A 19,668-nucleotide genomic window follows, 5' to 3' on the forward strand; every position below is an offset into this window, starting at 1 on the left:
CATGGTTGATCGGGGAGCGAGCGCCCTGGCACTCCCGGACGACTGGCCCGCCCACCCGGATCCGATCCTGGCGCTCAATCGCATGGGCAGCTTCGACTGGGACCTCGACAGCGGCCTGTTCCACATGGACGCCCAGGCCCACGAGGTCTTCGACCTGCGCCCCGAGGAGTACGACGACCGCCCCGCCACCCTCGCCACCCGGGTGCCCGCCGCGGAGGGGACCCGGCTCGACGCGGTGGTGGCCCAGGCCATGAAGGACGGCAGCGAGAACTACGGGACGTACTTCCGTATCCGCTGCCGCGACGGCTCGCTGCGCTGGACGCACACCCAGGGCTACATCCGCCGGGACGCCACCGGCCGGCCGCGCCGGATCGTCGGCATCCTCCGCGACGCCACCCAGGAACTCGACGACATCCTGTCCCGGCAGGAGCAGGCCGCGCAGGACGAGGCCCGGCGCCGGCAGACCAACGTCGTGCAGCTCACCACGGCGGCCCTCGCGCACGCCCGCACCGTCCAGGACGTCATCGACGTCCTCAAGGACACCCACGGCCTCACCCACCTCGGCGCCACCAGTCTCGTCATGGGGCAGGTCGAGGCAGGCCGGATCAGACTGATCGCCGACGGGCCCGAAGGTGCCTTCGTGCCCGGCACCGACGTCACCCGGATCGACGAGCCGTACCCGATGAGCGAGGTCGTACGGACACTCACCCCCCGCTTCATCGAGTCGCCCGAGGAGTTCGCCGAGCGCTATCCGATCCTGTGGCCGCATCTCACCGGCCTGGACATCACCGCGGCCGCCTACCTGCCGCTGATCGCCGAGGCCCGGCCGATCGGCGCCATGGGCCTGCTCTACAACGACCGGCGCGGCTTCTCGGCCGAGGACCGCAACGTGCTGGTCGCCCTCGGCTCCAGCATCGCGCAGAGCCTGCAACGGGCCATGTTCTACGAGCAGGACAAGGACCTCGCCACCGGCCTCCAGCAGGCCATGCTGCCCCGCGCCATCCCCCGGGTGCCCGGCGCCGACGTCGCCGTCCGCTACCGCTCCGGCTCCCTCGGCCGGGACATCGGCGGCGACTGGTACGACGTGATCCCGCTGCCGGGCGGCCGGGTGGGCGCCGTCATCGGTGACGTGCAGGGGCACGACACGCACGCGGCGGCCGTCATGGGCCAGTTGCGGATCGTGCTGAAGGCGTACGCCGCGGAGGGGCACACCCCGCCCACCGTGATGGCCCGCGCCTCCCTCTTCCTCGACGAACTCGACACCGACCGTTTCGCGACCTGCCTGTACGCGGAGGCCGACCTGACCACCGGGGTCGTCCAGGTGGTGCGGGCCGGCCACATCGACCCGCTGATCAGGCAGCCGGACGGCACCTGCCGCCGGCTGTCCGTGGTGGGCGGCCTGCCGCTGGGGCTGTCCGCGGAGTTCGGCCGCCTGGACTATCCCGTCGCCACCGTCGAACTGGACCCCGGCCACACGCTGGTGCTGTGCACCGACGGCCTGGTCGAACAGCCCGGCGCAGACCTCGACGACGGCATGCGGACCCTCACCGCGCTCATCGCCACCGGCCCCGACGACGTACGGGACCTCGCCGACCGGCTGATCGACGTGGCCGAGGAACGCGGCGGCGACGACGACGTGGCGCTGCTCCTGCTGCGCCGGCTCGGCCCGGACACCCAGCGGTCCGTCAGCCGGCTCCAGCAGCATGTGGCTCCCGGTGACGCCGAGGCCCTGACCGAGGCCCGGCACATGATCCGCGCCGCCGTGCGCGCCTGGGGCGCCCGGGACCGCGCCGACGAGATCGAACTGGTCGCCGACGAGCTGATCACCAACGCGCTGATCCACACCGAGGGCGCCTCCGTGGTCACCCTCAGGGTCCTCACCGGCCGCGAGCGCCGGCTGCGGGTCGACGTCGAGGACTCCTCCAGCGCGCTGCCCCGGCGCCGCGAGGCGGGGGACTCCGGTGTCTCGGGCCGCGGTCTGCTCCTCGTCGACCGGCTCGCCGACCGCTGGGGCGTGGAGGCGCGCGGCGGCGGCAAGTGCGTGTGGTGCGAGTTCCTGGTGGCGCAGCCGGACTGAGACCGGCCGCCGGCGGTGGCACTCTGGACGTATGCCGGAACTTCCCGAGGTCGAAGCGCTCAAGGACTTCCTCACCGAGCACCTGGTCGGTCTGCGGATCGTGCGGGTGCTGCCCGTTGCGATCAACGTCCTGAAGACCTACGACCCGCCGGTCACCGCCGTCGAGGACCGGGTGGTCACCGCCGTGCACCGCTACGGCAAGTTCCTCGACCTGCGCACGGACGGCGGCCCGCACCTCGTGACCCACCTGGCCCGGGCCGGCTGGCTGCACTGGAAGGACCGGCTCCCCGACGGCCCGCCCCGCCCCGGCAAGGGACCCCTCGCGCTGCGCGTGGCCCTGGAGACCGGCGCCGGCTTCGACCTGACGGAGGCGGGTACCCAGAAGCGCCTGGCCGTGTACGTCGTACGGCAGCCGCAGGAGGTTGCCGGGGTGGCGCGCCTGGGCCCCGACCCGCTCGCCGAGGACTTCGACGAGGCGCGGTTCGCGGAGCTGCTGAAGGGCGAACGGCGCCAGCTCAAGGGCGCCCTGCGTGACCAGGGGCTGATCGCCGGTGTGGGCAACGCGTACAGCGACGAGATCCTGCACGCCGCCAGGATGTCCCCGTTCAAGCCGACCTCGTCGCTCACACCGGATGAGGTCCGGGGGCTGTACGGGGCGCTGCGCACCACGCTCACGGAGGCCGTCGAACGCTCCCGGGGGGTGGCCGCCGGGCGTCTGAAGGCGGAGAAGAAGAGCGGCCTGCGCGTGCACGGCCGGACGGGCGAGCCCTGCCCCGTGTGCGGTGACACGATCCGCGAGGTGTCCTTCAGCGACTCCTCGCTCCAGTACTGCCCCACCTGCCAGACGGGCGGCCGGCCGCTCGCGGACCGGAGGATGTCCAGACTGCTCAAGTGATCCGCGCGGCAACCGCGTTGGGGCGGGCGGGTACTACTTCGACGGGAGGGTCACCAGGTGCTCGCCGGTCCGGGTGCGGACCTCGTAGCGGGCGATCTGGTCGGGGTGCATGGTGGCGCTGCCCCGCATGGTGTTGGGGCGGGCGTCGTGCGTGGGCACGTTCCAGCTGGTCACCGTCTGCTCGGAGCCGTCGCGGCCGACCGCGATCAGCCGGCAGGTGCGGGGGCCGGCCCCGTCCTTGATCTCGAGCTCCACGTCGCTGCCGTAGTCCTCGTCCGCGGCGGTGACCTGCGCCCACACGCCCGACTTCGCGTCGGTCGCGGTGACCTGCGTGGCCGACTCCGAGCCGCCCGTGGTCATCGCGAGCCCCGACCCGGACACCGCGATGACCACCGAGGCGGCCAGCGCGAACAGCAGCCGCCGGCGCCCCGCCCGGTGCCGGGCGGCCACCTGGCCGAGCAGCCGGTCCAGCAGCTGGGGGCCGGGCTGGGCCATGGGGTGCACCGAACGCGGCGTGGCCCGCCGGTAGAGCATCATCTGCCGGGTGACGGGCCCGAACTCGGTCACGTGTGCCGCACATTGCGTGCACTCCATGAGGTGGTCCTCGAAGCGGAAGGCCTCCGCCTCGTCCAGCACGCCGAGCGCGTACGCGCCGACGTCGCGATGCCTTTCCTGGGACCTCATGCCGAATCCTCGTGCCGTTGGGTGTGGGTGGGGTTACTCCTTGCTCCCACCGGTACGCACGAGGCAGCCGAATCACTCAAGCCGCGTACCGAATCGCAACCTAGGGATTCGGAGCGGCCCGGGCCGCGGATTGGTGTGCGGGGAAACGAATCTAGAAGAGGTGGATGGCGAGGTGTCCGAGGGGCAGCCCGAGCTGCCACGCGGGCGTCCACACCTTCGGTCCCTCGTCCTCGCCCGCCACCGCCGCGCCGCCCGGCACCGCGTCCAGATCGGGGGCGAGCAGCTCCGTCTCCTCCAGCCAGCGCCAGGCCGCCTCGGCCAGCTCCAGGTCGGGGGACGGTCCGCCGGAGCCGGCCGCGGCGGCGGCCAGTGCGGCCGTGCGCTCACGCACCCAGTCCTGCCACGGCTGGTCGTAGGCCGTGAGCGACAGCCAGGTCTCCATCTGGGTGACGACCTGGATGCCGTCGAGTTCGCCCTCGGTGTCGGCGAGGAAGATGGTCAGCGCCAGGGCGTCGCGCCCGGCGCGGAACTCGAAGGACGTCGGTGGCATGAGGTCACCGGTCCGCAGCAGTTCGTCGGCGATGTACTCGGCGTAGAACCAGGCCATGGGGACGGTGAGTTCGCCTTCTCCGGCGCCGTCCCTGCTCTCTCGACCTCTGTGCAGCATCCCTTCCTGCCTTCCTCCGGTGCGTGCGCGTCGCCCGACCCCGGGCTCCCTGCGGAACACGGATGAGGACAGCCGATTACTCAACCGGGGTCCTCAGCAAGGCGCTTTACCGAGGTTTGACTCAGGCGTGAGTTTCATCGCAGGTCGGCCGCATAACCGGGAAGGACCCGGCGCAGGGCGCGCAGCGCGTAGTACGCGCGGGACTTCACGGTACCGGGCGGAATCCCGAGGGCCGCCGCGGCCTCCGCCACACTCGCCCCCTGGAAGTACACGAGCACCAGGACTTCACGGTGTTCCGGAGTGAGTGTCTTCACAGCCTCGCGCACGTCGAGGGTCGCCGCCGCCCGTTCGGCGTGGTCGGCGCAGACCCGCGCGCTCTCCAGAACGGCGTCGCCGACCTCGGCCGGCCGTGCCTGCCGGGCCCGGCGCGCGTCGATCGCGAGCCGCCGCCCCACCGTGAGCAGCCACGGCCGTACGGAGTCGAAGGCGTCCGCGCGCAGTGCCTCGGGGTGCTGCCAGGCACGGACGAGCGTCTCCTGGACCAGGTCCTCGGCGCGCTGGCGGTCGCCGTCGCTCAGCCTCAACAGCAGCGCGAACAGCGGCCGGCCGTGCTCGCGCTGGAGCGCGGCGAGCTCGTGGTCGGCGGTCGTCCCGGTCGTGGTGAGGGTGGTTCCGGCCGTCATGGCCGTATGGCATCCCAGGGTGCCGGTTCTGGACAGGGCGGGTGCACAGGTCTGCGGCGGACGGTCGATCGCGTCGGTGAACGGTTCGGCGAACGGTCGCCGGGCCGCCGTTCGCGCGCTCCGGACGGGCTAAGCGTGTGCCGGGTCCGTTTGAGGGCGCGCACAGCTTCGTACCTATTTGTACGCAAATAGGAACACAATGGGGTGAGCTGATGATTGCACGCAGACGACAGGTTGCCCTGGCCCTCACGGCCCTGCTCGCCGCGGGTGCCGCCTGCCAGGCCCGGTCCGCCGGGGACGGGGGCGCGGCCGGCCGGCCGGCGCCCGCCGCCTCCGGCACCTTCACACTCGTCGCCTCCGGCGGCGTCCTGACGAACGCCTCCGTCGCCGACCGGGCGCACTTCGACGCCGGCGGCGAGGGCTACGACTTCCGCCCGATGTTCTCGGGCGTCCGCTCCGTCGTCGCCCGCGCCGATCTGGCGCTGTGCCACCTGGACTCCGTGCTCGGCGCGGCCGGCGGCCCCACCGGCGCCGCCGGCTCCACGGCCCCGCCCGAACTGGCCGCCGGTCTCGCCGCCACCGGCTACGACGGCTGCTCCACCGCCTCCGGTCACAGCCTCGACGACGGCACCGACGGCATCGGCCGCACCCTCGACGCCCTCGACCGCGCGGGCGTGCGGCACAGCGGATCGGCGCGCACCGAGGGCGAGGCCGGTGTCGTCACGGTGCTGCCCGTGGGCGCGGCGAAGGTCGCGCACCTCGCCTACGGCGACGCCCGCGGCCGTCCGCTCCCCGCGGGCGCGCCCTGGGCCCTCGACACGGTCGACGAGCACCGGATCCTGACCGACGCCCGCGCCGCCCGGGCGGCGGGCGCCGACGTGGTCGTGGTGTCGGTGGACTGGGGCACCGGGGGTCAGGAAGCCCCCGGCGCACGGCAGTTGGGCCTGGCCCGGCGACTCACCGCGGCCCGAGCGGGCGAGCGCCCCGCCGTCGACCTGATCCTCGGCACCCACGCCCACCTCCCGCAGGCGTACGAGAAGGTCAACGGCACCTGGGTGGTCTACGGCCTGGGCGACCAGATCGCCGGCGGGACGTCCGGCCCGGACGGTGCCCGGGACCCGCGCGGCGACCAGTCGACCATCGGCCGCTTCACCTTCACCCCGCCCCGCCGCGAGGGCCGGCGCTGGACGGTGACGAAGGCCGAATTCGTGCCCACCTGGTTCGACGTCGACGCCGGACGGGCCGTCGACCTCGACGAGGCGCTGGCCGCGGGCGCCGACGTGCGGGGGGTGCGGGACCGGATCAGACACGTGGTGCTGAGCCGGGGGGCGGCCAAGGACGGGCTCACGATGGGACGGTGACGGCCCGGTGCGCCGCGCCGCCCGCGCCGCCCGCGCCGCCCGCGCGGACGCGGGCGTCAGGAGGTGCCCGTCTACGGCACCACCGTCACCGGCCACCGTCCCGCCTTCACCAGCCGCACCGCCACCGAGCCCACGATCCGGTGACCGGCCTGCTCCGAGGCGCCCACCACCACGGCGTCCGCGGTGAGTTCGTCCGCCGCCTTCACCAGCCCGTTGTAGGGGTCGCCGCGAAAGGTGTGGAACTCCCAGCGCACATCGAATATCCCTTTGAGCCGCTCGGCGGACTCCCGGATCTGGGCCACCAGGTCCTCGGCGATCCGGTCGGTCGTCTCGGCCACCGGCGCTCCGAGCGCCGCGCCCGCGGCCATCACCGGCTGCACGTACACGACCGCGAGCAGCGCCCGCTGCCGCCGTGCCAGGCCGCCGGCATATGCCGCCGCCCGCAGCGAGGAGTCGGAGCCGTCCACCCCGACCACGATGACCTTGGGCCCGTCCGTGCCCCGCTCGAACTGGTGCGAGTGCTGTTGCGTCACGGCTGCGAGGCTATCGGAACCCGCAGGTCCCCCCACCACGCGGGACCTCTCGACGGGCGCCGGTGACCCGGTGTTCCTACAGTCGGAACATGAGTGCCACCGTGGAGGCCGCCCCGGAGAGGAACCGGCCGGGCCCGGTACGACCGTCCGGAAACGGCTTCCTCGGCAGGGTGCCGGAAGGCTTCGCGACCTTCTTCGGCGCCCTCGGAGCGCTCTGCGTACTGCTGGCCCTCATCCCGCCGCTGCGTGTCCTGCTCCGCCCCGTCGTCCGCGCCCTGGACCAGCTGATCGTCCCGGTCAGCGCCAACCTCGCCTACGCCGTCTTCCTCTTCCTGCTCGCCGCCGCCACAGCCGCCCGCAAGAAGGTCGCCTGGTGGCTGGTCGTCGTCTACCTGGGCCTGCTGGTCCTCACCGACGCGCTCGGCGTGGCCCTCGGCCTGTACGCCCAGTCCGTCCCCTCGCTGGCGGTGTGCGCACTCGGTCTCGCGCTGCTGATCGTCGCCCGCCGCGAGTTCTACGCCGCCTCCCGCCGGGCCGCGGTCCGGCGCGCCCTGCTGGTGCTGCTGCTCGGCCTGGTCGCCGCGATCCTCGCCGGCTGGGGCCTGGTCGAGCTGTTCCCCGGCACCCTGCCGCGCGGCCAGCGCCTGCTGTGGGCCGCCGACCGGGTCTGCGGCGGACTGGTCTCCGGCCGCAGCTACGACGGCCGCCCGCCCCGCCCGCTGTTCTTCGTGCTCGGCCTGTTTGGCGCGCTGGCCCTGCTGAACGCAGCCGCGACCCTCTTCCGCTCACAGCGCATGGAGGCGGCCCTGCACGGCGACGAGGAAGCCCGCATCCGCGCCCTGCTCAGGGCCTACGGCGACCAGGACTCCCTCGGCTACTTCGCCACCCGCCGGGACAAGGCCGTCGTCTTCTCGCCCAGCGGCAAGGCCGCCGTCACCTACCGCGTGGAGGCCGGCGTGTGCCTGGCCAGCGGCGACCCGGTGGGCGACCGGGAGGCGTGGCCGCACGCCATCGCCGCCTGGCTGGACGTGGCCCGCCGGCACGCCTGGGCGCCCGCGGCGATGGGCGCCTCCGAGGACGGCGCCACCGCCTTCGCCCGGGCCGGCCTCGGCGCGCTCCAGCTCGGCGACGAGGCGATCCTGCACACCGCCGGCTTCGACCTCGACGGCCGCGACATGCGCGTCACCCGCCAGGCCGTACGCCGCGTCCGGCGCTCCGGCGCCACCGGCCGCGTCCGGCGCCACCGCGCCCTCACCGACGAGGAGATCGAGGAGATCGTCGCCCGGGCCGACGCCTGGCGCGACACCGAGACCGAACGCGGCTTCTCCATGGCCCTGGACCGGCTCGGCGACCCCGCCGACGGCGACTGCCTGCTGGTGGAGGCCCTCGACGCGGACGGCCGGCTGCTGGCCCTGCTGTCCTTCGTGCCCTGGGGCCGCGACGGCGTCTCCCTCGACCTGATGCGCCGCGACCGCGCCACCGCCCCCAACGGCGTCATGGAGTTCATGGTCGCCGAACTCTGCGCGGCCGCCCCCAAGCTGGGTGTCCGTCGGGTCTCCCTCAACTTCGCCGTCTTCCGGTCCGTGTTCGAGGAGGGCGCCCGCATCGGCGCCGGCCCCGTCCTCAGGCTCTGGCGGCGGCTGCTGCTGTTCTTGTCCCGGTGGTGGCAGCTGGAGGCCCTGTACCGCTCCAACGCCAAGTACCACCCCGAGTGGTACCCCCGCTTCATCTGCTACGGCGACACCGTCTCCCTCGCCCGTATCGGCTTCGCCTCCGCGGTCGCCGAGGGCTTCGTCTCCGTACCGTCGCTGCGCAAACTCCGGGGAAAGGGGCACCCGAGGGGCGCCTCCCGGCCCGCCACGACCGAAGGGCTGCCGTCGCTCTCGGTCCTCGGCCTCGACGCGGAGGACGGGACGGGGGCCGCGGAGCCGGACGCGGGTCTGCCCGAGCAGGTCCGGGTCCGGCACCGCACGCTGGACCGGCTCGTCGCCGGCGGCACCGATCCGTACCCGGTCGGGGTCCCGCCGCGCACCCACACCCTGGCCGAGGTCCGCGAGGGCGACCAGGTGACCGTCGCCGGCCGGGTGATGCTCGTGCGCGACTTCGGCGGGATCGTCTTCGTCGTGCTGCGCGACTGGTCCGGCGTCCGCCAGCTCGCCCTCACCCGGGATGGCTCGGGCGCCGCGCTGGACCGGTTCACCGCCGACACCGACATCGGCGACCACATCACCGCCACCGGCCGCGCCGGCCGCAGCGACCGGGGCGAGCCGACCGTCTTCGTCGCCTCCTGGCAGCTCGTCGGCAAGTGTCTGCGCCCGCTGCCCGACAAGCACCGGGGCCTGACCGACCCGGAGGCGAAGGTCCGCCGCCGCTACGTCGACCTGATCGCGAGCCCGGACGCCCGCGCCGCGGGTCCGGGCCCGCTCCACCGCCGTGCAGGCCCTGCGCCAGGGGCTCCTGGACCGCGGTTACCTCGAGGTCGAGACCCCGATGCTGCAACAGATCCACGGCGGGGCCAACGCCCGCCCCTTCACCACCCACATCAACGCCTACGACCTCGACCTGTACCTGCGCATCGCCCCCGAGCTGTACCTGAAGCGGCTGTGCGTCGGCGGGCTGGAGAAGGTCTTCGAACTGGGCCGCACCTTCCGCAACGAGGGCGTCTCCTACAAGCACAACCCCGAGTTCACGATGCTGGAGGCCTACCAGGCGTTCGCCGACTACGACGTGATGCTCGACCTCGTCCGCGAGCTGATCCAGGGTGCCGCGAGCGCCGCCTTCGGCTCGCCCGTCGCGCGCAAGGACGGCGGGGAGTACGACATCTCCGGCCACTGGCCGGTCAAGACCGTGCACGGCGCGATCTCCGAGGCGCTGGGGGAGACGGTCGACGCCGACACCGGCCTGGCCGAACTCCAGCGGCTGTGCGACCGCGCGGGCGTCCCCTACACCGACGACGACGGCCGCGGCGACGTGGTGCTGGAGATGTACGAGCGGCTCGTGGAGGAGCGCACCCAGCTGCCGACCTTCTACAAGGACTTCCCGACCGACGTCTCCCCGCTCACCCGGCAGCACCGCACCGACCCCCGGCTCGCCGAACGCTGGGACCTCGTCGCCTTCGGCACCGAACTCGGCACCGCCTACTCCGAGCTGACCGACCCCGTGGAGCAGCGCCGCCGGCTGACCGCCCAGTCACTGCTGGCGGCCGGCGGCGACCCCGAGGCGATGGAACTGGACGAGGACTTCCTCGACGCCCTGGAGTACGCCATGCCGCCGACCGGGGGCCTCGGCATCGGCGTCGACCGGCTGGTCATGTTCCTGACCGGCCTGACGATCCGTGAGACCCTGCCGTTCCCCCTGGTGCGCCGCCGCTGACGGTGCCGCGTAGGCCGCGTGGGTGCTTTCCTGCCGCCGCGCCGGTGTCATCGGGGTGCGTCGGCCTCCCGCCGGGCGACTGATGAGTCATGACAAAGGATCAGTTGCTCTCCCGGCGGCGGGCGTTGATCACCGGCGCCGCGGTACTGGGTGCGGCCGGCACGGCCGGTGTCCTCGCGGCGCGCGCCGGCGACGCTCCGGTCCCGCCCGCCGCCCCCGCCGCGGGCCCCCAGGCGCAGCCCGCGCTCAGGCCCTCCGCCTACCGACTCCAGCCCCTTACCGGGGAGGGCCCGCCGCCGCCCGAGCCCGCCCCGACCCTCGTGCGGCACGAGCCGTTCCTGCGGATGCCGGGACGCGGCCGCACCATGCTGCTGACCTTCGACGACGGCCCCGACCCCCGCTACACCCCGCACATCCTGGACACCCTCGCCGAGTACGAGGTGCACGCGTCGTTCTTCGTGTGCGGGGAGATGGCCTCCTACAACAAGGACCTGCTCGCCCGGATGGCCGACGAGGGACACGTGGTGGGCAACCACACCTGGTCCCACCCCCTGCTCACGCGGCTGCGCCGCGGCCGGATCCGCTCCGAGATGGAACGCACCAGCGACGTCATCGAGGACGCCTGCGGGGAACGGCCCGAGTGGTTCCGCGCGCCCTACGGCGCCTGGAACCGCACGGTGTTCCAGCTCGGCGCGGACCTCGGCATGGAACCGCTGGCCTGGACGGTCGACACCGAGGACTGGACCAGGCCCGGCGTCCGCACCATCGCCGGGCGGGTCGAGAAGGGGGCGGCCCCCGGGGTCGTGGTGCTCTCGCACGACGCCGGGGGCAACCGCGCCCAGAGTGTCCGGGCCCTGCGCGACTACCTGCCCCGGCTGATCGACGCCGGCTACCACCTCACCGTGCCCCGGCGGCAGTACGCCTGAACCGGCTTCCGTCCGGCCGGGGAACGCTCAGCGGACCCCGGCCAGGCGGGCGAAGACGACGACGTTGCCGTCGTAGCCGTTCTGCTTGGAGAAACCGCCCCCGCAGGTGATGACCCGCAGCTCGGGTGTTCCCTTGGACGCGTACACACGGTCGCCGGGGAAGTTGTTCTTCTCGAACACCTCGATGCCGTAGATCTCGAACACGGCGGTCTTTCCGTCCGTGCGGGCGACCTCGACGCGGTTTCCCTTCTTCAGGGCCCCCAGTCCGTAGAACACGGCGGGGCCCTGCTTGTTGTCGACGTGGCCCACCACGACGGCGGTGCCCTTCTCGCCGGGGGAGACGGCGCCGGTGAACCAGCCCGCGAGGTTCGGGTCCTCCGGCGGCGGCGCGCCGACCCAGCCGTCCGTGTCCAGGCCGACCGGCAGGATCGGCGCGTCCACCCGGATCGACGGGATCCGCACCCGGTCGGGCACGGAGTAGGGCAGCGGGTCCGGCAGCGCGGCGCCCTGCGCCGAGCGGCTGTCCGCGGCCGCCGCCGACGCGGGCTGCGGCGGCCCCACGTCGAACTCCCCGGAGCCGTTGCGAATGAGCGCGAGTCCGGTCAGCAGAACCAGCGCTATCACGCCCCAGGGAGCACGCTTCCGCGGCTGCTCCTCCTCTTCGGCCAGTCCGGCCAGTTCGGACGCAGACATTCGAATTCCCCTCTCGACGCGGCCGTCACCACGCCATTCGCGCATACGAGAACGCTAAGTCCCGCGCGGGAAAGCGGCGACGGATGAGGTGCGAACGGGTGGCCCCCGCCCCCGCGGGTGCGCCATCCGAGTTGCCGGGAAAAGTTATTTTCTGACGGTTCGTGACCTGCGGCGATGTCCCGCCGCCGGGTTGTCCGTCGGCGTGTCCTCTCACCAGGACGGAGCAGCGCCGAAATGCGGGCCGGGGCACGGCATCTGAGGGTCTGTCTGGGAGGCGTTTCTCGCCGATCGACCGGGGACGGTTCCCGGGGCGTCTTCCGCGGAGGATCACATGCGTACTACTCGTGCCCTGGCGGCCGCCGGCGCCGCGGTCGCCGCTCTCGGGCTCGCCGCTCCCGCGGCCGTCGCGTGGGACGGCATGGGCGTCAGCCCCAGCAACATCGTCGCCCTGCCCAGCGTCATCGCCCGCGGCGGTCAGCTGACCGTCACCGTCGACGGCTGCCGCGGTGGCGGCACCATGACCTCGGACGCCTTCCCGAGCACCCGGCTGACGCCGGTCAACGGCACCAACGGCACCTCCCGGGGCACCGCGACGGTCAACCACAACGCGCGCCCCGGCTCGCACAGCATCACCGTCAACTGCTCCGGCCGGACGCTGACGAACCCGGCCGCCTTCACCGTCATCGGCGGTGTCCAGGGCGGTCTGGGCGGCAGCAGCTCCAGCGGTGCCACGCCCACCGACATGGCCATCGGCGGCGGGCTCGTGGCCGCGGCCCTGGTCGGCGGCGGCCTGTTCTGGATGCGCCGGCGCACCGAGCGGCACATCTGACCGCCCGTCGCCGCCCCACCCCGACGGATTCGACCGCACGCACGCGGACCTCCGCCCCGGACCCTCACGGGTTCCGGGGCGGAGGTCCGCGCGGCCGACGGCGTCAGGCGCCGTCCTCGCCCGCGCGGCGCCGGGAGAGGCGGTACGCCACCGCGACCGACCCGGTGACGAGCGCGAGGCCCAGACCGATCTCCTTGAGGTCGAATCCGGCGATGCTGCCGCCCTCACCGGCGTGCACACCGCGGTACGGGCTCACCGGGAGGGGGGTGGGGCCGTCGTGGCGACCGCCCGCCACGGTGAGGTTCTTGACGGCGCTCAGTCCGCCGCAGGTGAACGTCACCCGGTAGACCGCGCCCGGACTGGCGTCCCAGGCGACCGCCGCCGTCGCCACCGTCCGTCTGGGCGGGATGGTGACGGTGTCGAAGACGCTCGAGGAGACCGTCACCGTCTGCGCGCAGCCGCTGAGGTCGCGGTCCACCTGGAGGACGACCTGCCCGCCCGGCGCGACGGTGGAGGGCAGGACGCTGTAGCCGTTCGACATGACGTAGTGGTCGTCGGCGACGGCGGCCGGCGCGGACAGGGCCAGGGCGCTAACGCCCAGCAGTGCGGCCGAAGCGACGCGTATCGCGCGCATGGTGGTTCCTCCGGGTCCCCGAGGAGCAGCCGCGGACCTTTTCCACGACGCCGGAAATGCACCTCGATGACCGAAACGCTAGGAACGTGTGTGCGTCCGCGCGATCGCAGTAGCGCGAACGGGGCAACCGTGTGGGCCGGTCGGGGGACGGCGTCGCCGCGACCGGGGTGTGCACCACCGGCGTGGCCCGCCCCGGCCCCCGCCCGGCCCGCCGGATCTGCCGGCCCCGGGGGCATCTCAGCCCCTCAGATGGGGGAAGAGGCTCAGGAACGGCTCCGCCGAGGCCGTGACACCGCGGCTGTAGGGCGCGTCGAAGTCCCAGATGAGGAAGAGCAGGAAGGCGATCAGGGCGGAGAACAGGCCGGCGAGCACCAGTTCGCGCAGCGTGCGCCTGATCTGGAGCGCGAAGACCATGCCGATGGTGACCACCGCCCCGCCCAGCAGCCCGAACCACACCACGCCCGGCATGGTCGCCCCCGTGGACTCCGCCCGGGCGTTGCGGGCCTGGTCCGCCGCGGTGACCTGGTCGACGAGCGGCTGGTAGGCCTGGGCCTCGAAGTCCGTCCGCGGCTTGTAGTCGGTGACGTCCGCGCGGACGCGGTCGAGGAGCCGGCCGCCGCGCGCGGTGACCCGGCCGTCGTCGGCCATGGTCTTCCACTCCGTCGTGACGACGTGTCCGACATAGGCGTTGACATCCGCCCGAATGTGGTCGCGGACGTCCGCCGGGTAGACCCGCACCCGCTCGGAGATCTCGTGCAGCGCGGCGGCCTCCGCCTGGACGTGGTCCTGGGCGGCGCTGCGGGCCTCCCAGACACCGGCGATGGCCAGGCCCAGGACGATGGCGTAGACGACGCCGATCCACATCGTCATGTACTCGATGACGTCCGGTGTCTCGCTGGGGTCCTCGTCCTCGGACGCGGTGCGGTCGCGGACGAGGGTGATGATGACGACCACGACGCAGGCGGCCAGCATCGCGAGGGTGAGAACAAGCCAATCCGGCAAGGGGTTCCTCCAGTGTTCGGCTGCTCGGGCACCGGGCTGGTCAGCGCGGGCGCAGCGCGGCGACGGCGATCGCGGCGGGGGCGGTGATGAGCAGGACGTAGGTGACCGGCGAGGTGGTGCCGTGCGGGACGTGCCTCGGCGGCCTGGCGCGGTAGCGCGGGTAGCTCACCGGCGTCGCGGCGGGGCGGGGGGTGGGCCTGGCCGACGGCGTCGGTCTGGCCGGCGGCGTGGGGGCGGGGGGCGGCGGGGGCGTGGGCCGTGGGCGGGGCGGTGCGGGGCGTGGGGCTGGCGGGGGCGGCGATGCGGGCCTCGGGGTGGGCCTGGGCGCCGGCTCGGGCGGTTCGGGGGTGGGGTCCGGCGAGGGCGTCGGCCGTGGCGGGGGCGGTGGCGGGGGGGTCGGCTGCGGTGGTGGTGGCGGCGTGGGGGTCGGCGTGGGGGTCGGCGTGGACGGGCAGGGCGGCGGAGTCGGCTTCGGGCACGGCGGGGGAGCGGGCCAGGAGAGGTTCCCGGCGACGGCGTCCCCGGCGACCGCCACCGCCTCGGTGCCGTCCGGGCCGGTCGAGGCGTACGCGCAGGCGTCCGCCGCCGTCGTCCCCACCGGCACGCCGACGAGCAGCCAGGTGAGCGTTACCAGGACCAACACCCTCGCGGCGAGGGCGGATCGAGTCGGTTCGGGTCCATACACGACGGAGATCATCAGCTCTGGAACGGTGCGGCGCGGGCGAGTTCGGGGGGATTGCCCCGAACGGGGGAAGTCGCGGAACTCGGGTTTGATCCCTGCGCGCGGGCCGCGGAACGCCGGCCCCGATGCCCCGTGAGGTGTGCGGACGGGGGCTCTGATGCGGGTGGTGTCACAGGTCCCGGAAAGAAATTTGTGCCGCCGTTGAACACGATGGCTGCTTCCGTGCGTATCCATGGTCGTGCGGCGGCGCAGAAGGGCGCTGCAACACCCTTGCGATATTGGGGAGTTGACGATGAAGACCTCCTGGCGGAGCGCCTCACTCGTGGCGAGTGCCGTGGCGGTGCTGGCGCTGACCACCGCGTGCGGCCAGGAAGCCACCTCGTCTGCGGGCAGCCAGAACGTGGGCGCCACGGCCGCGGCCGGCGACTACACCAGTCCGGGCGCGAGCACGGGCACCAGCCTCGGATCGACCGGCTCCGGCAACGGGTACGGATCCGACTCGAGCGCCCAGGGCGCGGCGCAGGCCGCCGCCGCGGGCAAGCTGTCGGTGTCGGCCAACTCGGAACTCGGCAAGGTGGTCACGGACAGCGCGGGAATGAGCCTGTACCGCTTCGACCAGGACACCGCCGAACCGCCCAAGTCCAACTGTGACGGCGACTGCGCCTCCACCTGGCCGCCGGTCCCCGCGGACGACGCGACCGCCGGTGCGGGCATCGACAAGGCCCTGCTCGGCGAGGTCACCCGCACCGACGGCAGTAAGCAGCTGACCATCGGCGGCTGGCCCGCGTACCGCTACGCGAAGGACGTCACCGCTGGTGACGTCAACGGCCAGAACGTGGGCGGCAAGTGGTTCGCGCTGGCCCCCGACGGCAAGAAGGCCAAGCTGACCTCCCTGCCCGGCCTGTCCACCCGCAAGGACCCCAACCTCGGCGAGATCGTCGTGGACAAGAACGGCATGACGGTCTACCGCTTCCTCAAGGACACGGCCTGGCCCGACCCGATCTCCGCCTGCACCGGCGCCTGCCTGGAGAAGTGGCCGGCCGTGGGTCCGGTGGCGAGCAACGACACCAAGGACGTCCAGAAGAAGGGCCTGATGAGCTTCACCCGGCCCGACGGCGTCAAGCAGCAGACCATCAACTGCTGGCCCATCTACACGTTCTCCGGTGACAAGTCCGCCGGAGAGACCAACGGTCAGGGCGTCGGCGGCACTTGGTACGCCGTGGCACCCGACGGCAAGCCGGTCGGCGCGCCCAAGAAGTAGAGAGATCACCTCCCCACGGCTGATCGTCCCGCCAGGGCCGCTCGATCGCCGGTCCGCCCCCTCCGCGCCGCACGGAGGGGGCGGACCGGTTTGCCGTGTTTCACCCGCGTAGGTGGTGTGTCGACGAGGCACGTGCCGCAGGCAGTGACCGGGAACGGACGGTCAATTTCCGTTTCTGCTCGCTCCTTTGGCAGGCGATCAGTAGCCTCTGCTCGAACACCGGATCGCCTACGCCTTGGAGAGATACATGGAGCGTCCCGCCTGGGCACCACGAAGCATCGACATCTCGGTGCCGAGCGTTTCGCGTATCTACGACTACTACCTGGGCGGTTCGCACAACTTCGAGGTCGACCGGGAAGCGGCCCGCAGGGCGATGGAGTTCATGCCGGGACTACCCAAGATCATGCAGGCGAACCGGGCGTTCATGCGCCGGGCGGTGCGCTTCGCCGCCGCCGAGGGCGTCACCCAGTTCCTCGACATCGGCTCCGGCATCCCCACCTTCGGCAGCGTCCACGAGGTGGCCCGCGCCGCCGACCCCGCGGCGCGCATCGTGTACGTCGACCACGACCCGGTGGCCGTCGCCCACAGCCAGGCGGTGCTGGCGGGCGAGGAGCGGACGGGCGTGGTCGCGGCGGACCTCCGCAAGCCCCGTGAGATCCTCGCGAGCGCCGAAGTGCGGGAGCTGATCGACCTGAAGCGTCCGGTGGCACTGCTTCTCGTTGCCATACTGCACTTCGTGGAAGACGCGGACGACCCGTACGGAGCGGTGGCCGAGCTGCGCGAGGCGCTCGCGCCCGGCAGCCTCGTCGTGCTGACGCACGCCTCCTACGAGGGAGTTCCGCTGCCGACGGAGCGGGCCGAGGGCGCGGTGGACGTGTACAAGGACATCCGCAACCCGCTGATCATGCGCTCGCGCGACGAGATCGCGCGGTTCTTCGAGGGGTACGAGATGGTGGAACCGGGACTGGTCCCGATGCCGCGCTGGCGGCCGGACACGGCGCCCGAGGACGAGGATCCCTGGGCCTTCTCCGGGTTCGCCGGCGTCGGGCGCAGCGCGTGAGCGCCGAGCCGGACGGGCCGGAGGACAGACTCCGACGGTTCGCGACGATCTGGAGCCGGGCCGTGTTCCCGGTGACCTCGACCTCCTCGACCCGCCCGGAGTTCGAGAACCAACTGCTCCCGCTGGCCAGGCGGTTGAGCGAGGCCCTGCGGGCCAGGGCGTTCGACGCCGACGAGGGCAGGGCGGTCGGCGCCGCCCTCGTGACCGCGCACTGCACCGACCCGGAGGCGCTCAGCCGCACCCTGGACTGCGTGGACGCCTACCTCGTCCTGTACTGCGGCGGGAACGGCACCCAGGAGGACCTGCGGGCCCGCGCGTCCCGGCTCCAGCACGCCATGGCCGCCGGGTTCGCCGGGGCCCTGCGCCGGCGGACGCTGGCCGAGCAGGAGGCCATCGCGCAGGCGGCGTTGCAGGCCCAGGGCGTGGTGGCGCAGGCGCTGCACGCCACCGAGGCCCGCTTCCGGGCGGTGTTCGAGGGCGCCGCCATAGGTATCGGCATCGCCGACCTGGACGGGCGGGTCCTCCAGGTCAACGGCGCGCTGCTGCGCATGTTCGGCCTCTCCGAACAGAGCATGCGCGGCCGCAACGTACTGGAGTGGACGCACCCCGACGACGCGCCGCAGACCTGGCGGCTCTACGAGGAGCTCGTCCGCGGCGAGCGCGAGCACTACCACGTCGAAAAGGCCTTCTACCGGCCCGACGGGACGGCCCTGTGGACCAACCTGACGGTGTCCCTGCTGCGCGACGCCGACGGCGTGCCGCAGTACCAGCTCGCCCTCATGGAGGACACCACCGAGCGGCGGCTGCTCAACCTGCGGCTGCGCTACGAGGCCACCCACGACGCGCTCACCGGCCTGCCCAACCGCACCTTCTTCTTCGAACGCCTGGAGAAGGCGCTGGGCGCGGGCGCCGGCCAGCGGTTCGGCCTGTGCTACCTCGACCTCGACGGCTTCAAGACCATCAACGACAGCCTCGGACACGCGGCCGGCGACCGGCTGCTGGTCGAGGTCGCCGACCGGCTGCAGTCCTGCGCGACCGCGCCCGGCGAGATGGTCGCCCGGCTCGGCGGCGACGAGTTCGTGGCCCTGACCACCGGCCCCGACACCGAGCGCGAGGTGGACGAACTCGCCCTGCGCATCATGAACGCGCTGGTCGCGCCGATCAGTGTCGACGGCCGGGACCTGACCGTGCGGGGCAGCATCGGCATCGTCGAGGGACCGGCGGGGGAGCGCAGTCCCGCGGAGGTGCTGCGCAGCGCCGACATCACGATGTACCGGGCCAAGTCGGCGGGCGGCAACCGCTTCGAGCTGGCCGACCCGGAGGCCGACGCCCGCGCCATCACCCGGCACGGGCTGACCACCGCCCTCCCGGCGGCGCTGGAGCGCGGCGAGTTCTTCATCGAGTACCAGCCGCTGGTGCACCTCGGCGACGGCAGTGTCCGCGGCGCCGAGGCCCTGGTGCGGTGGCTGCACCCGCAGCACGGCGTCCTCGGACCCGACCGGTTCATCCCGCTCGCCGAGCACACCGGTCTGATCGTCCCGTTGGGCCGCTGGGTCCTGGAGCAGTCGGTGCGTCAGGCCCGCGCGTGGCGCGAGCGCTTCCAGGACGCCGGCCCGCTGCGCATCAACGTCAACCTCTCGCCCTGCCAGCTCACCCATCCCGGCCTGGTCCAGGACACCGTCGACATCCTGGAGCGCGCCGGCGTCGCACCGGACGCGCTGTGCCTGGAGGTGACCGAGTCGGCGCTGATCGGCGCGGACGACGACCTGCTGAAACCGTTGCGCCGGCTGGCCGAGATGGGCGTGGACATCGCCCTGGACGACTTCGGCACCGGATACTCCAACCTGGCCAACCTGCGCCGGCTGCCGGTGAGCATCCTCAAGCTGGACCGCTCCTTCACCCAGAGCATGCAGCAGTTCCCGGCGGACCCCGTCGACCTCAAGATCGTGGAGGGGATCGTCTCCCTCGCGCACAGCCTCGACCTCGCGGTGACCGTGGAGGGCGTCGAGACGGGCGCCCAGGCCGAGCAGCTGCGGATACTGGGCTGCGACACCGCCCAGGGCTGGTACTACGCCCGCCCCGGCCCGCCGGAGCGCCTGCACGACCTGGCCCTGGTGGACGCGACGGGCTGACCGGGAGAGCCGCCCCCGGCGGGGTGTTCCGCTGCCGTCCGGGGTGGTCGCGGGGGAGGATGGCCGTACGTACGGCGGACGCGCGGCCGGCGCCAGGCCGCGCGTGTGCTCGCCGAGCGCCGCCCCGTCGGCGTGGCGGGCGGCGAGCAGGCGTCCGTGCCGGCGTGCGGACCGTAT

16 protein-coding genes and 1 pseudogene are annotated in these 19,668 nt (G+C 73.1%); 9 read left to right on the forward strand and 8 right to left on the reverse strand.

The window, feature by feature from the left end; genetic code table 11:
* Window position 1 precedes the first annotated feature (1 nt).
* Together ABZT03_RS12125 and ABZT03_RS12130 are read left to right on the forward strand one after the other, a co-directional pair.
* Window positions 2–2,077: a SpoIIE family protein phosphatase gene (locus ABZT03_RS12125; RefSeq protein WP_356037220.1), complete on the forward strand. Its 2,076-nt coding sequence runs from the start codon at window positions 2–4 to the stop codon at window positions 2,075–2,077.
* 31 nt (window positions 2,078–2,108) lie between these two features.
* Window positions 2,109–2,972 (forward strand): DNA-formamidopyrimidine glycosylase family protein, encoded by an 864-nt coding sequence (locus tag ABZT03_RS12130; RefSeq protein ID WP_356037223.1) that lies wholly within the window; start codon window positions 2,109–2,111, stop codon window positions 2,970–2,972.
* Between the two features lie 33 nt (window positions 2,973–3,005).
* Here the strand turns inward: ABZT03_RS12130 and ABZT03_RS12135 are convergent, their stop codons facing one another.
* From ABZT03_RS12135 to ABZT03_RS12145, 3 genes are all read right to left on the reverse strand, one after another.
* Window positions 3,006–3,656, reverse strand: a complete 651-nt coding sequence (locus tag ABZT03_RS12135) for a zf-HC2 domain-containing protein (RefSeq protein WP_356037225.1) — start codon at window positions 3,654–3,656, stop codon at window positions 3,006–3,008.
* Window positions 3,657–3,807: 151 nt separating this feature from the next.
* Entirely contained in the window at window positions 3,808–4,323 is a 516-nt protein-coding gene (locus ABZT03_RS12140; RefSeq protein ID WP_356037228.1) for a hypothetical protein, read from the reverse strand.
* Window positions 4,324–4,457: 134 nt separating this feature from the next.
* On the reverse strand, window positions 4,458–5,006 hold the full coding sequence (locus ABZT03_RS12145) for a sigma-70 family RNA polymerase sigma factor (protein ID WP_356037231.1): 549 nt from the start codon (window positions 5,004–5,006) through the stop codon (window positions 4,458–4,460).
* A 212-nt stretch (window positions 5,007–5,218) separates the two neighbouring features.
* Between ABZT03_RS12145 and ABZT03_RS12150 the strand changes: the two genes are divergently transcribed.
* Window positions 5,219–6,367, forward strand: coding sequence for a CapA family protein (locus tag ABZT03_RS12150; protein ID WP_356037233.1), 1,149 nt, complete (start codon window positions 5,219–5,221; stop codon window positions 6,365–6,367).
* 71 nt (window positions 6,368–6,438) lie between these two features.
* Here ABZT03_RS12150 and ABZT03_RS12155 read toward each other — a convergent pair whose 3' ends face one another.
* Complete coding sequence (locus tag ABZT03_RS12155) at window positions 6,439–6,900, reverse strand: universal stress protein (protein WP_356037236.1); 462 nt, start codon at window positions 6,898–6,900, stop codon at window positions 6,439–6,441.
* A gap of 89 nt (window positions 6,901–6,989) precedes the next feature.
* Here ABZT03_RS12155 and lysX point away from each other — a divergent pair.
* Window positions 6,990–10,272 (forward strand): annotated as a pseudogene (gene lysX, locus ABZT03_RS12160) (bifunctional lysylphosphatidylglycerol synthetase/lysine--tRNA ligase LysX).
* An 89-nt stretch (window positions 10,273–10,361) separates the two neighbouring features.
* Window positions 10,362–11,198, forward strand: a complete 837-nt coding sequence (locus tag ABZT03_RS12165) for a polysaccharide deacetylase family protein (RefSeq protein WP_356037238.1) — start codon at window positions 10,362–10,364, stop codon at window positions 11,196–11,198.
* A gap of 27 nt (window positions 11,199–11,225) precedes the next feature.
* On the opposite strand, the gene ABZT03_RS12170 is transcribed toward ABZT03_RS12165, so the two are convergent.
* Window positions 11,226–11,891: a class F sortase gene (locus ABZT03_RS12170; protein ID WP_356037240.1), complete on the reverse strand. Its 666-nt coding sequence runs from the start codon at window positions 11,889–11,891 to the stop codon at window positions 11,226–11,228.
* A gap of 331 nt (window positions 11,892–12,222) precedes the next feature.
* Here ABZT03_RS12170 and ABZT03_RS12175 point away from each other — a divergent pair, with 331 nt between their 5' ends.
* Window positions 12,223–12,720, forward strand: a complete 498-nt coding sequence (locus ABZT03_RS12175; protein ID WP_356037243.1) for a hypothetical protein — start codon at window positions 12,223–12,225, stop codon at window positions 12,718–12,720.
* Between the two features lie 103 nt (window positions 12,721–12,823).
* On the opposite strand, the gene ABZT03_RS12180 is transcribed toward ABZT03_RS12175, so the two are convergent.
* The 3 genes from ABZT03_RS12180 to ABZT03_RS12190 all read right to left on the reverse strand — a co-directional run bounded on the left by ABZT03_RS12180 (window position 12,824) and on the right by ABZT03_RS12190 (window position 14,525).
* A complete protein-coding gene (locus ABZT03_RS12180; RefSeq protein WP_356037245.1) occupies window positions 12,824–13,354 on the reverse strand; it encodes a hypothetical protein in 531 nt (176 codons plus the stop codon).
* 237 nt (window positions 13,355–13,591) lie between these two features.
* Window positions 13,592–14,356, reverse strand: a complete 765-nt coding sequence (locus ABZT03_RS12185) for a hypothetical protein (RefSeq protein WP_356037248.1) — start codon at window positions 14,354–14,356, stop codon at window positions 13,592–13,594.
* 40 nt (window positions 14,357–14,396) lie between these two features.
* A complete protein-coding gene (locus tag ABZT03_RS12190) occupies window positions 14,397–14,525 on the reverse strand; it encodes a hypothetical protein (RefSeq protein WP_356037250.1) in 129 nt (42 codons plus the stop codon).
* Between the two features lie 805 nt (window positions 14,526–15,330).
* Between ABZT03_RS12190 and ABZT03_RS12195 the strand changes: the two genes are divergently transcribed.
* From ABZT03_RS12195 to ABZT03_RS12205, 3 genes are all read left to right on the forward strand, one after another.
* Window positions 15,331–16,299 (forward strand): SCO0930 family lipoprotein, encoded by a 969-nt coding sequence (locus ABZT03_RS12195; protein WP_356037252.1) that lies wholly within the window; start codon window positions 15,331–15,333, stop codon window positions 16,297–16,299.
* Window positions 16,300–16,546: 247 nt separating this feature from the next.
* Window positions 16,547–17,359: an SAM-dependent methyltransferase gene (locus ABZT03_RS12200; RefSeq protein ID WP_356037255.1), complete on the forward strand. Its 813-nt coding sequence runs from the start codon at window positions 16,547–16,549 to the stop codon at window positions 17,357–17,359.
* Window positions 17,356–19,491: an EAL domain-containing protein gene (locus ABZT03_RS12205; protein WP_356037258.1), complete on the forward strand. Its 2,136-nt coding sequence runs from the start codon at window positions 17,356–17,358 to the stop codon at window positions 19,489–19,491. Before ABZT03_RS12200 ends, ABZT03_RS12205 begins: the two co-directional genes overlap by 4 nt.
* Window positions 19,492–19,668: the final 177 nt, after the last annotated feature.

It is taken from the genome of Streptomyces sp. NPDC005574 (genome assembly GCF_040605435.1).
Lineage (GTDB): Bacteria > Actinomycetota > Actinomycetes > Streptomycetales > Streptomycetaceae > Streptomyces.

Coding starts and splice junctions, on each gene's coding strand:
- ABZT03_RS12145 (WP_356037231.1), bottom strand. CDS start 5,006: ATGACGGCCGGAACCACCCTCACCACGACCGGGACGACCGCCGACCAC.
- ABZT03_RS12180 (WP_356037245.1), bottom strand. CDS start 13,354: ATGCGCGCGATACGCGTCGCTTCGGCCGCACTGCTGGGCGTTAGCGCC.
- ABZT03_RS12175 (WP_356037243.1), top strand. CDS start 12,223: ATGCGTACTACTCGTGCCCTGGCGGCCGCCGGCGCCGCGGTCGCCGCT.
- ABZT03_RS12150 (WP_356037233.1), top strand. CDS start 5,219: ATGATTGCACGCAGACGACAGGTTGCCCTGGCCCTCACGGCCCTGCTC.
- ABZT03_RS12195 (WP_356037252.1), top strand. CDS start 15,331: ATGAAGACCTCCTGGCGGAGCGCCTCACTCGTGGCGAGTGCCGTGGCG.
- ABZT03_RS12165 (WP_356037238.1), top strand. CDS start 10,362: ATGACAAAGGATCAGTTGCTCTCCCGGCGGCGGGCGTTGATCACCGGC.
- ABZT03_RS12125 (WP_356037220.1), top strand. CDS start 2: ATGGTTGATCGGGGAGCGAGCGCCCTGGCACTCCCGGACGACTGGCCC.
- ABZT03_RS12200 (WP_356037255.1), top strand. CDS start 16,547: ATGGAGCGTCCCGCCTGGGCACCACGAAGCATCGACATCTCGGTGCCG.
- ABZT03_RS12130 (WP_356037223.1), top strand. CDS start 2,109: ATGCCGGAACTTCCCGAGGTCGAAGCGCTCAAGGACTTCCTCACCGAG.
- ABZT03_RS12135 (WP_356037225.1), bottom strand. CDS start 3,656: ATGAGGTCCCAGGAAAGGCATCGCGACGTCGGCGCGTACGCGCTCGGC.
- ABZT03_RS12170 (WP_356037240.1), bottom strand. CDS start 11,891: ATGTCTGCGTCCGAACTGGCCGGACTGGCCGAAGAGGAGGAGCAGCCG.
- ABZT03_RS12140 (WP_356037228.1), bottom strand. CDS start 4,323: ATGCTGCACAGAGGTCGAGAGAGCAGGGACGGCGCCGGAGAAGGCGAA.